This is a genomic window from Achromobacter sp. FW305-C-30-7, assembly GCF_058783105.1.
The window spans coordinates 33,311-49,914 of the sequence record NZ_JBYSYI010000011.1 but is presented as its reverse complement, the minus strand read 5'-3'; the positions used below and the strand labels follow the sequence as shown (position 1 = coordinate 49,914).

General features: G+C 66.5%; 10 protein-coding genes. 4 read left to right on the top strand and 6 right to left on the bottom strand.

What is annotated here, in order from left to right; genetic code table 11:
- The first annotated feature begins 107 nt into the window (after nt 1-107).
- On the top strand, nt 108-1,112 hold the full coding sequence (locus AC3WOB_RS27075) for a TAXI family TRAP transporter solute-binding subunit (RefSeq protein ID WP_492276743.1): 1,005 nt from the start codon (nt 108-110) through the stop codon (nt 1,110-1,112).
- A 151-nt stretch (nt 1,113-1,263) separates the two neighbouring features.
- Complete coding sequence (locus AC3WOB_RS27070) at nt 1,264-3,882, top strand: TRAP transporter permease (protein ID WP_492276742.1); 2,619 nt, start codon at nt 1,264-1,266, stop codon at nt 3,880-3,882.
- On the opposite strand, the gene AC3WOB_RS27065 is transcribed toward AC3WOB_RS27070, so the two are convergent.
- The 5 genes from AC3WOB_RS27065 to AC3WOB_RS27045 form a co-directional block, all read right to left on the bottom strand.
- A complete protein-coding gene (locus tag AC3WOB_RS27065) occupies nt 3,883-5,082 on the bottom strand; it encodes a DUF418 domain-containing protein (RefSeq protein ID WP_013392791.1) in 1,200 nt (399 codons plus the stop codon).
- A complete protein-coding gene (locus tag AC3WOB_RS27060) occupies nt 5,079-5,705 on the bottom strand; it encodes a TetR/AcrR family transcriptional regulator (protein WP_492276741.1) in 627 nt (208 codons plus the stop codon). The genes AC3WOB_RS27065 and AC3WOB_RS27060 overlap by 4 nt, the downstream gene beginning before the upstream one ends.
- Before the next feature lie 116 nt (nt 5,706-5,821).
- Complete coding sequence (gene parC / locus AC3WOB_RS27055; protein ID WP_492276740.1) at nt 5,822-8,158, bottom strand: DNA topoisomerase IV subunit A; 2,337 nt, start codon at nt 8,156-8,158, stop codon at nt 5,822-5,824.
- Between the two features lie 35 nt (nt 8,159-8,193).
- Nucleotides 8,194-8,799, bottom strand: coding sequence for a YcxB family protein (locus tag AC3WOB_RS27050; RefSeq protein WP_492276739.1), 606 nt, complete (start codon nt 8,797-8,799; stop codon nt 8,194-8,196).
- Entirely contained in the window at nt 8,799-10,760 is a 1,962-nt protein-coding gene (locus tag AC3WOB_RS27045; RefSeq protein WP_013392787.1) for a DNA topoisomerase IV subunit B, read from the bottom strand. Before AC3WOB_RS27045 ends, AC3WOB_RS27050 begins: the two co-directional genes overlap by 1 nt.
- 326 nt (nt 10,761-11,086) lie before the next feature.
- Between AC3WOB_RS27045 and trxA the strand changes: the two genes are divergently transcribed.
- A complete protein-coding gene (gene trxA / locus AC3WOB_RS27040) occupies nt 11,087-11,413 on the top strand; it encodes a thioredoxin TrxA (RefSeq protein ID WP_006218534.1) in 327 nt (108 codons plus the stop codon).
- 117 nt (nt 11,414-11,530) lie between these two features.
- Nucleotides 11,531-12,790: a transcription termination factor Rho gene (rho, locus tag AC3WOB_RS27035; RefSeq protein WP_006218533.1), complete on the top strand. Its 1,260-nt coding sequence runs from the start codon at nt 11,531-11,533 to the stop codon at nt 12,788-12,790.
- Between the two features lie 112 nt (nt 12,791-12,902).
- Here the strand turns inward: rho and AC3WOB_RS27030 are convergent, their stop codons facing one another.
- On the bottom strand, nt 12,903-16,526 hold the full coding sequence (locus AC3WOB_RS27030) for a YhdP family protein (RefSeq protein WP_492276738.1): 3,624 nt from the start codon (nt 16,524-16,526) through the stop codon (nt 12,903-12,905).
- Nucleotides 16,527-16,604 lie beyond the last annotated feature (78 nt).

Here is a 16,604-nt window from a genome sequence, read left to right as displayed (position 1 = left end):
CGCGGGCTCGTGATGATACGCACAGGGTGCTCCGCGGCTCGCGGGGCGCGCCAACCGCCGGCCAAGACCGGCAATATCACGGGGAAAAAACCCCAAAAGGAGTTTGCATGACCACGTCCGTCAAACACCCCTTGGGCCATCGCAACGCCTGGACGCTCGCAGCCGCGGGTCTCGCCACGGCCTTGCTGTCCACGGCGCCGGCTCCGGCCTCCGCCCAACAGAAGTTCGTCAGTATCGGCACGGGCGGCGTCACCGGCGTCTACTATGCCGCCGGCGGCGCGATCTGCCGCCTGGTCAACAAGGACCGTTCCAACCACGGCATCCGCTGCTCGGTCGAATCGACCGGCGGCTCGGTCTTCAACGCCAACACCATCAAGGCCGGCGAGCTGGACCTGGGCGTGGTGCAATCCGACGTGGGCTTCAACGCCTACAAGGGCGAAGGCCAGTTCAAGCAGGCCGGGCCGTATACCAAGCTGCGCTCGGTGTTCTCCATCCACCCCGAACCGTTCACGGTTGTGACGCGCAAGGAAGCCAATATCAAGAGCTTCGAAGACCTGAAGGGCAAGCGCTTCAACGTCGGCAACCCCGGCTCGGGCACCCGCGCCTCGATGGAGGAATTGCTGAGCACCATGGGCTGGACGCTGAAGGATTTCTCGCTGGCGTCCGAGCTGCGCCCCGACGAGCACGGCTCGGCGCTGTGCGACGGCAAGATCGACGGCTTCTTCTATGGCGTCGGCCACCCCTCGGCCAACATCCAGGACCCCACCACCAGCTGCGGCGCCAAGCTCGTGTCGCTGACCGGCCCCGCCGTGGACAAGCTGGTCGAGAAGTACCCGTACTACGCCCACGCCTCGATTCCGGCCGGGCTGTATCCGAACAACCCGGCGGAAACCAAGACCTACGGCGTGACGGCCACCTTCGTCACCTCGGCCGACGTGCCCGACGCCACCGTCTACACCGTGGTCAAGGCGGTGTTCGACAACTTCGACGACTTCAAGAAGCTGCACCCCGCATTCGCCAACCTGAAGGCGGCGGACATGGTGAAGAACGGGCTGTCGGCGCCGCTGCATCCGGGCGCCGAGAAGTACTTCAAGGAAAAGGGCCTGCTCTGAGGCCTGGGCCTCAGGGCCGCTGACACGGCACGCCTTCGTGACCTGGGCTCACGCCCGGCGCGCAGGCTGCCGCCCCTTGCGCGGCGCAAGCGCGCAAGGACACAACGCGCGCCGCGCCGCCGGCGCGCGCCATGACACGTAGGGGAATTTCATGATTAAAGAGCCGCACACGCCGGCCCCGGACCTGGAACAGCTGGTCGCCGACGCCGACCGCGGAGGCCGCAATGCCGGCGGCCTGGCGGGCGCCACGCTGGCGGCGGGCGCGCTGATCTGGTCCTTCTTCCAGCTCTGGTACGCATCGCCGCTGCCGTTCACGCTGAGCTGGGGCATCTTCAACGACACCGAGGCGCGCGCCCTGCACCTGGGCATCGCCATGTTCCTGGGCTATCTGGCCTATCCCGCCAGCAAACGCTCGGCGCGCGACCGCATGCCCTGGTACGACTGGGCGCTGGCGCTGATGGCGGGCTTCTGCGGCAGCTATCTGTACCTCTTCTATAACGAGCTGGCGGGTCGCCCCGGCCAGCCCACGACCATGGACGTGGCCACTGCGGCGATCGGCCTGGCGCTGCTGCTGGAAGTGACGCGCCGCGCGCTCGGCCTGCCCATGACGGTGCTGGGCCTGGTGTTCGTCGCCTACGCCCTGGCCGGCCCCTGGCTGCCCGACGTGCTGGCGCACCGCGGCGCTTCGCTGGAACGCCTGATGTCGCACATGTGGCTGACGACCGAAGGCGTGTACGGCGTGGCGCTGGGGGTGTCGGTGTCGTACATCTTCATCTTCGTGCTGCTGGGTTCCATGCTGGACAAGTGCGGCGCCGGCAACTACATGATGCAGGTTTCATTCGCGCTGCTGGGACATCTGCGCGGCGGGCCGGCCAAGGTGGCCGTGGTGTCCTCGGCCGTCAACGGCCTGGTGTCGGCGTCGTCGGTGGCCAACGTGGTGACGGGCGGCATCTTCACCATTCCCCTCATGAAGAAGGCCGGCTACGGCGGCGTGCGCGCGGGAGCGATCGAGACCGCCTCGTCCGTCAACGGCCAGATCATGCCGCCCGTGATGGGCGCCGCCGCCTTCCTGATGATCGAATACGTCGGCATCCCCTATACCGACATCATCCGCCACGCGATCCTGCCGGCCTCGATCTCGTACATCGCGCTGTTCTACATCGTCCACCTGGAAGCCCTGAAACTGGGGATCCAGCCCATGATGGCCTCGGGTCCGGCCCGTACGCCGCTGCAGAAGCTGGCCGGATGGGGCATGGGCATCAGCGGCACCTTGCTGGTGATGGGCGCCGCCTACTGGATAGGCACGGGCGTGCAGGCCGTGGCGGGCGCCGCGGCCATCTGGGTGCTGCTGGCCATCCTGGCGGCGCTCTATCTATGGCTGCTGCGCATCGCGGCGCGCCATCCCGATCTGCCGCAGGACATCGACATCAACCATCCGGTGCGCCCGCAGCCCTGGCCCACGGTGCGCGCCGGGCTCTACTTCCTGATCCCCATCGGCATCCTGGTCTGGTGCCTGAGCGTGGAAGAACTGTCGGCCGGCCTCTCGGCGTTCTGGGCGGCAATGGCGATGCTGTTCCAGATGGTGACGCAGCGTCCGCTGATCGCCTGGTTCCGCAAGCAGCCGGCCGCCCCGGCCTGGCGCCAGGGCTGGCGCGACGCCATTGGCGGCCTGGAGGACGGCGCCCGCAACATGATAGGCATCGCCATCGCCTGCGGCACCGCCGGGCTGATCGTCGGCGCCATCACCCTGACCGGCCTGGGCCTGCGCATGACGGCCTTCGTCGAGCTGGTGTCGATGGGCAACGTGCTGCTGATGCTGATCTTCACGGCGGTGGTCTGCCTGATCCTGGGCCTGGGCATGCCGACCACGGCCAACTACATCCTGATGGCGACGCTGATGGCGCCCGTGGTGGTGGAACTGGGCGCGCAGAGCGGCCTGGTCATTCCGCTGATCGCCGTGCACATGTTCGTCTTCTATTACGGCATCATGGCCGACATCACGCCACCCGTGGGGCTGGCCACATTCGCGGCTGCCGCCATCTCGGGCGAGGACCCGATCAAGACCGGCATCCAGGGCGTGACCTACGCGGCGCGCACGGCCATCCTGCCGTTCATGTTCGTGTTCAACCCCATGCTGCTGCTGATCGACGTCACCTACGGCTGGGAGCTGGCCCTGGTGGTGACGGGCGCCACCATCGCCTCGCTGACTTTCGCCGCCGCCACCATGCGCTGGTTCCGCGTGCGCTGCACGCTGGTCGAAGTCGGCGTGCTGCTGCTGGTCACGTTCATGCTGTTCCGCCCGGACTGGTTCATGGACCATTTCGCAGCCCGCCATGAAAGCCGGCCCGCGTCCGAGATGCAGGCCATCGCGGGCGCGCTGCCCGACAATGGACGGTTGACGGTGGTGCTGCGCGGCATCAACCTGGAAGGCGACGAGCTGACCAAGACCGTCGCCGTCGCCCTGCCTGAATTGACCGACAACGCTGGCGGACAGGACGCCGGCCGCAAGCGCCTGGCCGAGGCGGGATTGACGCTGATGAGCCTGGGCGACCAGACGCAGATCGGCGGCGTGCGCTTCGGCAGCCGCGCCCAGCGCGCGGGCTGGGAACAAGGCTGGGACGTGGTGGAAGTGAAGGCGCCCAACCCGCAGCGCTGGTCCGACTTCTGGGTGTACGTGCCCGCGCTGCTGTTGTTGGCGGGCATGTGGACGCGCCAGGGCCGTCGGGATGGCGGCGCCGCCGTCGGCCGGCTGCGCGCCAAGCCGGTCTGATCAGTCCGCCCGCGCGCGCCGCCAGGCCGGCCATGCGCCGATGGTGAGCGCGCGCAGGAACCATTCCACCGGGCCGTAAGCATGGCGCCGCAACCACCATGCCGACAGCGGCAGCTGCGCCGCGAAAATCGCCACGGCGATGCAGAATGCCGCCAGCGGCGAAACCGAGGCGAACAGCCGCAGGCCCCATGCGGTGAACAGGAAGGCGCAGACGACCGACTGCATCAGGTAGTTGCTTAGCGCCATCCGCCCGGCCGGCGCAAGCCAGCCCGCCAGCCGCGCACCGGACGGGGTGCGCATCGCCAGCAGCAAGGCCGCGGCGTACGACATGCTGAGCAGCGGCGCGGTCAGCAGGTCGGCCGCCAGCCCCGGCAGTTCCCAGGCCACGCCCGCCGATGGCAGCGCGCTGAAGGCGTAGGCTGCGGACCCCGCCAGGCCAGGCCCCAGGCCCAGCGCGCACAGCAGCCACAGTGTCCGCGGCTGGCGCCAGGGGTCCGCCAGCGCATGCCGGCGGCCCAGCGCGTAGCCAGCCAGGAACATGGCGAACGCGAACGGCCCTTGCACGAACAGGACCGTGAACCACACTCCCTCAGTCAGCTCCTTCATATGCTGCGCGATGGTGCTGCCTATGGTGCCCCGGTACGCCTCGATCGCGCTCAGCGCATCCGCGTAGTACTGCGCCGTGTACTCCGGCGGCACCGGATCGAGGTAGCTCAGCGCGCCCATGATGGCCCACAGCGACGCGGTCAGCACGATGATCCACAGTGAAATGCGCAGCGCCCGCCTGGGCTCCATGCGCCGGCACAGCAGCAGGGCCAACCCCAACAACGCATAGGTAAGCAGGATGTCGCCTTGATAGAACAGCACGGCATGCGCCAAGCCCAGCAGCGCCAGGCCCGCCAGCCGCCGCAGGAAGCGCGGCGCGAAGGCCGCCTGGCTGCGCTCGGCGGCGCTCATCTGCAGGGTGAAGCTGTAGCCGAACAGGAACGAAAACAGCAGGTAGAACTTGGTCTCGAACAGCCAGGCGATCAGCCAGCGCACGGTCAGATCCAGCGGCTGCGAATAGGAGGGATCAGCGACGCCGGCGCCATAGAACGGCGAAGAGAACACGCCGATGTTGACCACCAGGATGCCGAACAGCGCGAAGCCGCGCAGCGCGTCGACCTGCTCCAGCCGCGCGTAGGTTGCCGGCGCGTTCATGCCTGCCTCCCTGCGGCTGCGGCCCGCCTGGCTTTGCCAGGGGGCAGGCAGCGCAATAAGGCCTGCTCCAACAAGCGGCTGCCCGCTACCGCTCCAAAAGCGGGATCGACCACCGAACGGCTGTAGACGCCATCCAGCAACAGCAACAAGGTGTCGGCCATTTCCGCTGGCGGCTGCGGCGGCAAGCGATGCGCCCAGATTGTTTCCAACAGCACCACCAGGCCGGCCTTGCGTGCAGCCTCGTTCTCCATCACCAGCGCATGCACCCGCGGGTTGCGCACGGCCTCGGCCAGGATTTCCATGCCCAGCCTGACGTAGGCCGGATCCTGATGCAGCGCCAACTGCGCGCCGACCCAGTCCGCCAGCGCCCGCCGCGCGTCCGGCGCGGCGCACGCTTCCCGCATGAGCTCGCGCGCCGATGCCGTGTCCGACGCGATCAGCGCTTCGACGATTTCGGCCTTGCTGCCGTAGTAATGGAACAGGTTGCCCGGGCTCATTCCGGCGCGGGCGCAGATCTGCGCCGTGGACGTCGAATGGAAGCCTTGCTCGGCAAAGCAGTCCGCCGCCGCGGCCAGTATCTGATTCCGTCGTTCCTGCTGCTTGATGGGGTCGATCTTGCGCATCTTTAATTAATAGACTGAATAGTCTATCTATTAAATACCGGGATCTCGCCGCTGGTCAACAGGCGAAAAAAAACGGCGGGCCGAAGCCCGCCGCATTCTTGCCTGCCCGCCGGGGCCTAGCCCAGCACCGGCGACAGCACCGGCTGCTTCGGCCGCACGTCCAGCGCCCGGCCCTTGCGCGCGCGCTTGCCGATGTACGGCGCCAGCGCATCGCCCACCAGGATGTCCTCGGTGTGCTTGTTGCGGTAGATGCCGGCAGCGCGCAGGCCGCCCGCGCCAATGGGCACGGTCTGGTCCAGCTTGTCGGTCCCGTCCAGCCCCATCAGGATGGTGCCGCGGCCGCCGCCGGACAAGGTCTTGACCTCGTCCAGGCCGAAGACCAGGAACTTGCCCTTGTGCGAGAGCAGCGCCAATTGCTTGGCGCCAGCGAACAGCGGCACCGGGCGCAGGAGTTCGTCGCCCTCTTCCAGGGTGATGAACTGCTTGCCGGCGCGCTGGCGGCTGACCATGTCGGACAGCTTGGCGGCAAAGCCGTAGCCGCCGCGCGTGGCCAGCAGCCAGCGGCTGTCGGGCGCGGCCGCGATCGTGTGGACGATGCGCGTGCCGCTGCCCAGGTCGATCATGGTGGTGACGGGTTGGCCGTCGCCGCGGGCCGAAGGCAGACCGCCGACCGGCACCGAATAGACGCGCCCGTTGTCGCCCACGGCGATCAGCGTGTCGGTGGTGCGGCACTCGAAGGCGCCGTACATATCGTCGCCCTGCTTGAAGCCGAATTGCGAGGCGTCGTGGCCATGGCCCTGGCGGGCGCGCAGCCAGCCCTTTTGCGACACGATCACGGTGACGGGTTCGTCCAGCACCTTGGTTTCGAGCACGGCGCGCTCGGCGGTCTCGATCAGCGTGCGGCGGTCGTCGCCGTACTGCTTGGCGTCGGCCTCGATTTCCTTGACCAGCAGGCGCTTGAGCGAGGCGGGATTGTCCAGCAGTTCCTGCAGGCGCACCTGGTCCTCGCGCTTGTCCGCCAGTTCCTGTTCGATCTTGAACCCTTCCAGGCGGGCCAGCTGGCGCAGGCGCATTTCCAGGATGTCCTCGGCCTGCCGTTCGGACAGCTTGAAGCGTTCCATCAGCGCGGCGCGCGGTTCGTCGGATTCGCGGATCGTCTGGATCACTTCGTCCACGTTCAGGTAGACGACCATGCGGCCTTCCAGCACGTGGATGCGGTCGATGACCTTGTCCAGGCGGTAGCGCGTGCGACGCACCACGGTGTTGGTGCGGAATGCAATCCATTCGACCAGGATGTCGCGCAGGCCCTTCTGGCGCGGCCGGCCGTCGGTGCCGATGCACACCAGGTTGATGGACGAGCTGCTTTCCATGCTGGTCTGCGCCAGCAGGGTATTGACGAATTCGTCGCGGTCCACGCGCGAGGTCTTGGGTTCGAAGACCAGGCGCACGGCGGCGTCCTTGCCGGATTCGTCGCGCACCGCGTCCAGCAGGTTCAACATCACGGCCTTGGCCTGGGTCTGCTCGGGCGTCAGGCTCTTCTTGCCGGTCTTGACCTTGGGGTTGGTGATTTCCTCGATCTCTTCCAGCACCTTCTGGCCCGAGGTGCCGGGCGGCAGCTCGGTGACCACCAACTGCCACTGGCCGCGCGCCATTTCCTCGAACTGCCAGCGGGCGCGCACCTTGAGCGAGCCGCGGCCGCCCGCGTAGATCTGGGCGATGTCCTCGGCCGGCGTAATGATCTGCCCGCCGCCCGCGAAGTCCGGACCCGGGATCAAGGCGTGCAGCTCGGCGTCCGGCAATTGCGGATGCTTGATGAGCGCCACGCAGGCCTGCGCCACTTCGCGCAGGTTGTGCGGCGGAATCTCGGTGGCCATGCCGACCGCGATGCCCGAGGCGCCGTTGAGCAGCATCACGGGCAGGCGCGCCGGCAGCATCTGCGGCTCTTGCTGGCTGCCGTCGTAGTTGGGCACGAAGTCCACCGTGCCTTCGTCCAGCTCGTCCAGCAGCAGCTTGGCGATGGGCGTCAGGCGGGCTTCGGTGTATCGCATGGCGGCGGCGTTGTCGCCGTCGCGCGATCCGAAGTTGCCCTGGCCGTCGATCAGCGGATAGCGCAGCGAGAAATCCTGCGCCATGCGCACCATCGCGTCATAGGCGGCCTGGTCGCCGTGCGGATGGTATTTGCCCAGCACGTCGCCCACGACGCGCGCGGACTTCACGGGCTTGGCGCCAGCGGCCAGTCCCATCGCCTGCATGGCGTACAGGATGCGGCGCTGCACCGGCTTCTGCCCGTCACCCACGTCAGGCAGGGCGCGGCCGCGCACCACGGAAACCGCGTAGTCCAGATAGGCCTGCTCCGCGTAGCGCGCCAGGGTGATGGCGGCATCGCCATCGCCGTCGCCATCGCCGCCGGGCGGGTTGGAATCGAACAAGCCAGGTTGATTGCTGTCGGTCATGATGTATTCAGGTAGACAATTTCATCGAAACGGCGTCAAAGCGCCTGCGCGGACGACATCAGCTGCGTATCGGCGACATGCGCGCGCAGCTGGGTCCGCACCGCATCCAGCGTGGCGGCGTCCTGCCCGCGCTTGGGGATGATCACGCCTTGCAAGGTGCCGAGAATGACATAGAGATGTTGCGGGGTTTCCTCGACGCGCCGCACATCGGACCAGTCCATGCGTCCGGAGGCAGTAGAAGTGGTGTCCGTGATGCCGTCGGCGCCGAAATCCAGCTGATGGCGGCCCAGGAACAACTCGTCGGGCTGCCTTTTCAGCATGCGGCGCGTGTTCATCCTGACCAGCGCCGGCAGGATGTACTCGTAGGCCAGCGCCAGGAGCATGAGGATGCCCAGGCCCACCGCCAACCCCTGGAAGTACACGGGCAGGATCCGCCCCCAGTTCGGCATATTGCCGTCCCAGGTCTGCCAGATCAGGTAGGCCAGCAGGGCCACGATCATCAGGACCGCGAAACGCAGATGGGAGCGATAGCGGCGGCGGCGCAGCTCCGGCCGCTTGTACACGTAAGCGGCGAAGTCGGCGTAGTCGTCGGCCGTCATCTCGACATCCATACGGGCTTGCCCGGGCGCGGACGCGGCCATCAGATGTCCAGCTCCGCCAGGTTGCCCTTCTCTTCGATCCAGGCGCGACGCTGCGAGGACTCGCCCTTGCCCATCAGCATGTCGAACATGCGGGTGGTGTCTTCAGGCGTCAGGTCGCCATAGCCCACGGGCAGCAGGCGGCGCGTGTCCGGATTCATGGTGGTTTCCCACAGTTGCTCGGGGTTCATTTCGCCCAGGCCCTTGAAGCGGCTGACAGCCCAGGCGCCTTCACGCACGCCTTCCTTGCGCAGCTTGTCCTGCGCGGCCTCGAGTTCGCCTTCGTCCAGGCAGTAGATCTTGCGCGCCGGACGCTTGCCCTGCGCCGGCACGTCCAGGCGGAACAGGGGCGGCTTGGCCACGAACACGTTGCCGGCTTCGACCAGCTTGGGGAAGTGCTTGTAGAACAGCGTCAGCAGCAGCACCTGGATGTGCGAACCGTCGACGTCCGCGTCCGACAGGATGCAGATGCGGCCGTAGCGCAGGCCCGACAGGTCTGGCGTATCGCCGGGGCCGTGGGGGTCCACGCCGATGGCGACGGAAATGTCATGGATTTCGTTGTTGGCGAAGAGCCGGTCACGGTCCACTTCCCAGGAATTGAGCACCTTGCCGCGCAGCGGCAGGATGGCCTGGAATTCCTTGTCGCGGCCCATCTTGGCCGAACCGCCGGCGGAGTCGCCCTCGACCAGGAAGACTTCGGTGCGGGTCGCGTCGCTGGATTCGCAATCAGTCAGCTTGCCCGGCAGCACGGCCACGCCCGAGCTCTTGCGCTTTTCCACCTTCTGGGCCGAGCGCTGGCGCGCCTGGGCCTGGCGAATGGCCAGTTCGGCCAGCTTCTTGCCGTACTCGACGTTGCTGTGCAGCCACAGATCCAGCGCGCTCTTGGAAAAACCGCCGACCAGGCGCACGGCGTCGCGGCTGTTCAGGCGTTCCTTGATCTGCCCCTGGAACTGCGGGTCCAGCACCTTGGCCGACAGCACGAAGCTGGCGCGCGCGAACACGTCTTCGGGCAGCAGCTTGACGCCCTTGGGCAGCAGGCTGTGCAGTTCGGCGAAACCCTTGACCGCGCTGAACAGGCCTTCGCGCAGACCCGATTCATGGGTGCCGCCGGCGGGCGTGGGGATCAGGTTCACGTAGGACTCGCGCACGGCGTTGCCGTCCTCGGTCCAGGCCACCACCCACTGGGCGCCCTCGCCTTCGGCGAAGTTCTCGTGGTCGGCGCCGGCGTATTGCTCGCCTTCGAAGAACGGCACCATCAACTCCGCCCCGGCCAGCGCCTCGGACAGGTAGCCGCGCAGGCCGTCCTGGTACTGCCAGGTCTTGGTGTCGCCGGTCTTCTCATTGACCAGGGACACCTTGACCCCCGGCAGCAGCACGGCCTTGCTGCGCAAGAGGTGCGTCAGCTCGCCCAGCGGAATGTTGGGGCTGTCGAAGTATTTGGCGTCCGGCCAGACGCGCACGCGGGTGCCGGACTTCTTGCGGCCGCCCTGGTCATAGGGCGCCAGGGGCTCGGCCACGTCGCCGCCTTTGAAAACCAGGCGATTGACGGCGCCGTCGCGCCACACCACCACTTCCAGGCGCGTGGCCAGGGCGTTGGTAACCGACACGCCGACGCCGTGCAGGCCGCCGGAGAAGGCGTAGGCGCCGCCGCCCGCCTTGTCGAACTTGCCGCCGGCGTGCAGGCGCGTGAACACCAGCTCCACCACGGGAGCATGCTCTTCGGGATGCAGGCCGACGGGAATGCCGCGCCCGTCGTCCTCGACGGAAACGCTGCCGTCGATATGCAGCGTGACCTGGATCTGCTTGCCGTAGCCGGCCAAGGCCTCGTCTGCGGCGTTATCAATGACCTCCTGCACGACGTGCAGGGGGTTTTCGGTTCGGGTGTACATGCCCGGGCGCTGGCGCACGGGCTCCAGTCCCTTCAGGACGCGAATGGACGCCTCGGTGTAACGTGGAGTGGCCAAGTTATCCCCAACATCTGTGGAAAAAAACCGACATTTTACGGATAAGCCTAGATTCTGCGCGGCTCCCAGTGGGATGAGCACGACCTGAGCAGCTCCGAATTCGGTAGGATGATGACAGTCACAGCCAGCGCATCGGGGCCACACGGCCCGGATCGCGACAACTGCGCCGCAACATCCTACACAAATCCAGCAACTCCTGTTGTTATTAACAGTGGTATGCCTGTTGTTATTGACAGTGGTATGCTTGAGTCCATCCACAAACAAGAACAACGGCGAGGCGCGTCCCTTTTTACGCGCCTTTTGCTGCCGAACCGAGAATCACCATCATGAGCGACCAAATCAAGAACGTCAGTGACGCCAGCTTCGATGCCGATGTGTTGAAATCCGGCCAGCCGGTGCTGGTGGACTACTGGGCTGCCTGGTGTGGCCCCTGCAAGATGATTGCCCCGATCCTGGAAGAAGTCGCCACGGAATACGCCGGCCGCCTGACGATCGCCAAGCTGAACGTCGACGAAAACCAGGGCACCGCCACCAAGTACGGCATCCGCGGCATCCCTACCCTTATGCTCTTTAAAGACGGCCAAGCCGCCGCCACCAAAGTTGGCGCGCTGTCGAAGTCGCAACTGACCGCATTCCTGGACGGCGCGCTGTAAGCCGCGTGCCGTGAACGAAGGCGCCGCCCTCGGGGCGGCGCTCATTCAATACCGCGTGTGCCCGTCCGTGGCGCGCCGCCAGAACTCTCCTTCACTCTCCCCCAAAATCCCACCGCGATGCACCTCAACGAACTGAAGGCGCTGCACGTCTCGCAGCTGCTGGAAATGGCCGCCGGCCTGGAAATCGAGAACGCCAACCGCCTGCGCAAGCAGGAACTGATGTTCGCCATCATGAAACGGCGCGCCAAGCAAGGCGAGCAGATCTTCGGCGACGGCGTCCTCGAAGTCCTGCCGGACGGCTTCGGCTTCCTGCGCTCGCCCGAGACTTCGTATCTGGCCAGCACGGACGATATCTACATCTCGCCCTCGCAGATCCGCCGCTTCAACCTGCACACCGGCGACTCGATCGAAGGCGAAGTGCGCACGCCCAAGGATGGCGAGCGCTATTTCGCCCTGGTCAAGGTCGACAAGGTCAACGGCGTGGCGCCCGAAGCGATCAAGCATCGCATCATGTTCGAAAACCTGACGCCGCTGCATCCAAACCGGACCATGCGCCTGGAACGCGACATCAAGAGCGAGGAAAACCTCACGGGCCGCATTCTTGACGTCTTCGCCCCCATCGGCATGGGCCAGCGCGGCCTGATCGTCGCCAGCCCCAAGTCCGGCAAGACGGTGATGATGCAGCACATCGCGCACGCCATCACCACCAACTACCCCGACGCGGTCATGATCGTCCTGCTGGTGGACGAACGCCCCGAGGAAGTGACCGAAATGCAGCGCACGGTGCGCGGCGAAGTGGTGGCCTCGACCTTCGACGAACCCGCCACCCGCCACGTGCAGGTCGCGGAAATGGTCATCGAAAAGGCCAAGCGCCTGGTCGAAATGAAGAAGGACGTCGTGATCCTGCTGGACTCGATCACCCGTCTGGCCCGCGCCTACAACACCGTGGTGCCGGCTTCCGGCAAGGTGCTGACCGGCGGCGTGGACGCCAACGCCCTGCAACGCCCCAAGCGCTTCTTCGGCGCCGCCCGCAACCTGGAAGAAGGCGGTTCGCTGACCATCCTGGGCACGGCGCTGATCGAAACCGGCAGCCGCATGGATGAAGTCATCTATGAAGAGTTCAAGGGCACCGGCAACTCCGAAGTCCACCTCGAGCGCCGCCTGGCTGAAAAGCGCGTCTACCCGTCGATCAACCTGAACAAGTCCGGCACCCGCCGCGAAGAGCTGCTGATCGCGCCGGACCTGCTGCAGAAGGTCTGGGTGCTGCGCAAGTTCATCCACGACATGGACGAAGTCCAGTCCATGGAATTCATCCTGGACAAGATGCGCGCCACCAAGACCAACGCCGAATTCTTCGACATGATGAAGAAGAAGTAAACGGCGCCGCGGTCCATGGCGCCTGCGCCGCGGACCCGCCCATGAAAAACGCCCTGGGCGCCAAGCGCGCTCCAGGGCGTTTTTCATGGGGCGAACGGGCCGCCTGCGCCGCTCACTGCCCCCCCATGAACTCCTCCAGCGTGCCGGGCTGCGGAGCGGGACGCGGGGTGTGCTTGGCGCCCGTCGGCTTGCCCGACGCGTCTATGGGCTCGATCTTGGGATCGTCCCAACTGCCGGTGACGGCGTATTCCATGGTCATGGCCCGCGCCAGCGGCTGCTTCAGCAGCCATTGCGTCACGAAGGCCCCCAGTCCGATCAACGGATTGACCGCCAGCGCCGTGACCATGGCCGCGCCGCTGGCGTCCAGGTTGGGAATCACCACGGCCTTCATGTCCCAGCGCTCGCGGATGATGTTGACGCCACCCGCCAGCACGATCGCGGCAACGGGGCCGTTGATCTTGTAGCCCTCGGTCGAGGCCGTGCCATCGGCCAGCTTGACCTTGCCGCGGATGGTGTCAAAAGGGAACCCGTCGCGCAGCAGATTGGTGGGGTTCACGTCCAGCCGCGCCAGACGCTGCAGCGATTGCAGGGACAACAGCTCCAGCAGGCGCGCGGTGCGCGAGTTCACGTGCATGAAGCGGCCCTTGTCCAGGCTGACGTCGACCTCGCCGGTCAGATCCTCGATCTTGTGGGTCCACGGCAGATTGCGCCAGGTAGCCTTGCCCTGCATCGTGCCCTTGCCGCCCGACACCACCTTCTCGAAACCGATGCGGTCCAGGAACTTGCCCACGTCTTCGAACTTGACCGAGGCGTCCACGGTCAGGCCGCGGCTCTGGCCTTCCAGGCCCCAATTGCCGGTGGCGTTGAGCGAGGCCGCGTCATTGACGATGGACAGCTTGTCCAGGCGCCATTGGCGGCCGCGTTCAAGATTCGTGCCCTGCACCTGGAGTTCGCCCACACTCTTGCCGTACAGCAGGAACTCCTTGGCTTGCAGATCGATCGCCGGGATATCGGACAGGTCGTTGCCAGAGGACAACGCCTCGTCCGCCTTGTTGCTGTCGCCCTCGCCGCCCAGCGACAGGTGCTTCAGGCGGGCGGTGATCTGGCCGGCGATGGCGCCGGAAGCCTCGCGCCATTCCAGCGAACCCGTGGCCTGCTTGGATTGCAGGTCCACGCGCCACTGCGCCGGCCCCGGCCGGGTCGCGTACAGCGTCAGGTCGTTCAGGGTAAAGCCGCCCGTGCGCAGGACACCGGCCGCCAGGCTGATGCGCTCGGCCGCGGGCAGCATGGGCTTGGGCGCCGCCTTGCCCTTGCCGGCAGGCGCGCTGAAGCCATCGGACACCTTTTCCCAGGCGTCCATGTCCAGTTCGGGCAGGCTGGCGTTCAGGCTGAAGCCGCGTTCCGGCAGGCTTGCCGGACGGTTGATGCCCAGCGCGCCACGCGCGAAATAGGATGGCGTTCCTTCTGACGGCGCCCGTTCGAACAGGGCGTTGACGGCATCGCCCAGGCTGGCGGTAAGCCAGCGCCGGTTCTGCGCCCCGCGGTCTTGCGCGGGCGACCATTGCACCTTCAGCAACTGGGAAGCCTGGGCCGGCTTGCCCACCGGCGCGGGCATGTCGATGGCCATGCCCACCAGATCGGACTCGACGGAAATGTCCACCGCGCCGCCGCGCTGATAGCCCACCTTGCCCTTATAAGCGGCCTTGCCCGAAAACCGCGCCATGGACGGCGTGTTGCTCAATTGGGTCAGCGCCGGCCCGGCCAACGTACCCTCGAAGCGCAGCGCGTCCGTGCTCTGGGCCAGGCGCCCGTAGATCCGCGCCGGGCCGCCCAGGAATTGCGCCCGCAGTTCCTTGGCTTCCACGCCCTTCTCCGAAAACGCCAGGTCGCCGTGCATCTGGCTGAGCAGGGGCATTTCGGGCATGAAGGTGAACGTGTTGCCCGCGAACAGGATATTTCCCTGGACCTGGGTGTCATCGGTATTCAGCAAGGGCACCTTGAGCTTGAGCCCCACCCGCCAGTCGCCGGTTCCGCGCGCATCTTCGAGGGCCCCATCCAGCAATCCGCCCAAGGGCGAATTGGCCGCCAGCGCCAGATACGCCGGCACCGTGCCGGCAGTCTCGCCAGTGAGCAGCAATTCGGAGTTTTCCTCCATATTGGGAATGGTGGCGGAAACTGCCCCCAGCGTCACGGTCTGCCCCGGCCCCGTCTGGGCGGTCGCGCCGCCGGGGCTGTCCAAGGTCAGGCTGACCTTGTCGATGCGGAAATTGCCAGACAGGTTTTCCAGCATCGGCCAGCCCTTGCGGCGTTCGTGCGCGGGCGCGTAATCGACCTTGGCCCCGCTGAACGCGCCGGCAATCACGAATTCGCCCTGGGACGCCGGATTGGCATAGGGGAAGTCATCGAGATCGCCCTTGAGCGTGATGGACGCGGACTGCATTTCGCCGGCAGGCAAGCCGATCGCCAGCCATTCGCGGGCATCGGCGTTGACCTCCAAGGGCAGGTAGCGATGGATGGCGGACATGGAGCCGCGCGCCATCACGCCGCGCATGTCGACGCTGCCCGCCGCGGTCTTGCCCTCGCGCCGCCATTGCCCTTGCAAGCGCAGGTCGATGTCATCGTTGACCAGTTGCAGCTGGCCGACGTCCACGAACCAGTGCTCGGCGTCCGGTCCCTTCACGCTGGCTTCCAGCGCCACTTCACGCGCCGCCAGCGTGGGCTGCTCGAAGATGCCCGGCAAGTGCACGCCCAGTTGCTCGGCCTTGCCGCTGACCGACACCGCGGGAGCCCCGGGGCTGCGCGCCAGGGGCACGCCGTCCAATTGAATGAAGTCGCCCGGCAAGCCCTGGATACGGACCTGGGCGTAACCAGCCTTGAAGCCAGGGGCTTGCGCGCCTTGCGGCGTCGCCGTCCATTGCAGGCCGCGCGCCGCGGCGTCCGCGGTCAGATCGGTAAACTTGCCGCGTTCCAGCTGCAGCCATGCACGACCGCTCAAGCGGCCCGCCACTGCCGGAACCTCGAACCACGGCTGCCATGCCAGCGGCTCCACGTCGTCCAGCTGAGCATATAGCTGACCGCCCCAGTTGCCGGGATTGGCCGCGTTCACGGTGAACAGGCTGCGGTTGAATTCGCCGCGCAGCTCCACGTTGCGAGCCAGCGCCCCATCCGCCGCGGCCTTGAGCACGAAGCGGTGCGACAGGCTGCCGTTGCGCGCCAGTAGATCGACGCTGGTAAGCGTCAACTCCGGCGCCCCGCGCAATTCGTCCTGCCAGCGTATGGTGGCACCGCGGATCCGCAGCTCGCGCTGCGCGCCCAGCCAGCGCAGGGCTGGATGGTCCAGGTCCGAACGCTGGTCGCTGGCATTCAAGTCGATGTCCTGGCCCGCCACCCATAAGTGATTGGCCGGATCGCGCCGCAAGGTGAGCTCAGGCCGTTCGACCTGCAGCCGCAGCAGCTTGGGCGACAAAGTCAAAATGCTGCGCCAGGCGAGCACCGCCGACACCGAGGGCAAGGACAGCACGGGATCGACCTCGTCGTCGTAGACTTGGACGGAGGTAAGGTCGAGTTTGGGATTCAGGCCATGCCAGTTCGCCTGGATGGAGCCGATGGTCACGCGGGAGCCCAGCGCCTGGCTGGCGTAGGCTTCGATCTGGGGACGCCATTGGTCCACGCGCGGCAGGACCCAATAACGGACGCCCAGCAGTCCGAGGGCCACGACGCCATAGATGGTCAGCACGGCCCAGAAAACCCAGCAGAGCACTTTTTTTGAAACAGACACGGATCGGTGGGCAGGAAAATATGTCTTGCGGTATCG

Bases quoted from the DNA above. Each gene is read 5' to 3' on its own strand.
- AC3WOB_RS27075 (WP_492276743.1), top strand. From the start codon at position 108: ATGACCACGTCCGTCAAACACCCCTTGGGCCATCGCAACGCCTGGACG.
- AC3WOB_RS27070 (WP_492276742.1), top strand. From the start codon at position 1,264: ATGATTAAAGAGCCGCACACGCCGGCCCCGGACCTGGAACAGCTGGTC.
- AC3WOB_RS27065 (WP_013392791.1), bottom strand. From the start codon at position 5,082: ATGAACGCGCCGGCAACCTACGCGCGGCTGGAGCAGGTCGACGCGCTG.
- AC3WOB_RS27060 (WP_492276741.1), bottom strand. From the start codon at position 5,705: ATGCGCAAGATCGACCCCATCAAGCAGCAGGAACGACGGAATCAGATA.
- parC (WP_492276740.1), bottom strand. From the start codon at position 8,158: ATGACCGACAGCAATCAACCTGGCTTGTTCGATTCCAACCCGCCCGGC.
- AC3WOB_RS27050 (WP_492276739.1), bottom strand. From the start codon at position 8,799: ATGGCCGCGTCCGCGCCCGGGCAAGCCCGTATGGATGTCGAGATGACG.
- trxA (WP_006218534.1), top strand. From the start codon at position 11,087: ATGAGCGACCAAATCAAGAACGTCAGTGACGCCAGCTTCGATGCCGAT.
- rho (WP_006218533.1), top strand. From the start codon at position 11,531: ATGCACCTCAACGAACTGAAGGCGCTGCACGTCTCGCAGCTGCTGGAA.